1 protein-coding gene is annotated in these 917 nt (G+C 24.8%); it reads left to right on the forward strand.

Annotation, left to right across the window (positions count from 1 at the left end; translation table 11 throughout):
- The coding region (locus ELQ06_RS08500; RefSeq protein ID WP_134237514.1) for a DUF2972 domain-containing protein at positions 1–917 on the forward strand (917 nt) is incomplete at both ends.

Here is a 917-nt window from a genome sequence, read left to right on the forward strand (position 1 = left end):
AATTAATTATAAAAATATTCCAGCTGAACTTGCTTGGGAGATGAATTTGCCTTTACCTGATAATTATGAATTTGTGTATCCATTATTTGGGTTATCTGGAGGTGGTGCTTTATCTTCTTTTTTTCAAAAATGTGGTTTAAATATGCATTATGATTTTCATAGAAGTTTTTTAAAAAGTTATTATTTAAATTATAATTTATTTAAAGAAAGATACCGAAATAATATTTTATATTATACAGAATGGGGTTTAAATACATTATATAGGGAAAAATTTTTATCACTTTTTTTAAAAAAAGTGATAATTCTTTTTTTGGTAAGAGATCCCATATCGCGGCTTAAAACAGCTGTGAATCATCATACCAATAATCCAGATAAAGATGTTCGATTATTTAATTTAAGTTCAGATTTCAATAAAATTTTAAATTGTAAAAAATATGGTACCAGTATAGTTGGAAAATTTGCTAATGCTCCGATGATTGAATATCTAAATTTTTGGTTTTTTACAGATAGATGGTTTCTATATAATTCTTTGTTATCCTCAATTAGGAATTTCGAAGTTTTTTATATTGACATGGAAGAAATAAAACCAGCAAAGGCATTCGATACAATGTGTGATTTAGCTAACAAATTTGGTTTTAAGAAACCAACGGATAAAAAATTTTTTGAAGGAGTTATGAATGGGGATTTTTTAGGGATATTGCCATTTACTTTATATATACATTCTAAGGATATAGATAATGTTTATTCTTTAATGAAATCTTACGAAAATTTATCTTCATTAAAAGATAATGATGGGATCCATCTTCAAATCACATCTACAAATTTGATTGAATTTTATAAACAATCTAAAGAATATATCAACTTTACTAAAGAATTTTTTGATAAACCTTTGAAATATGAAAATTTGGGAATATTTT

Source organism: Campylobacter sp. CH246, from assembly GCF_004378835.1.
In the GTDB taxonomy this organism is placed as follows: Bacteria; Campylobacterota; Campylobacteria; order Campylobacterales; family Campylobacteraceae; genus Campylobacter_D; species Campylobacter_D jejuni.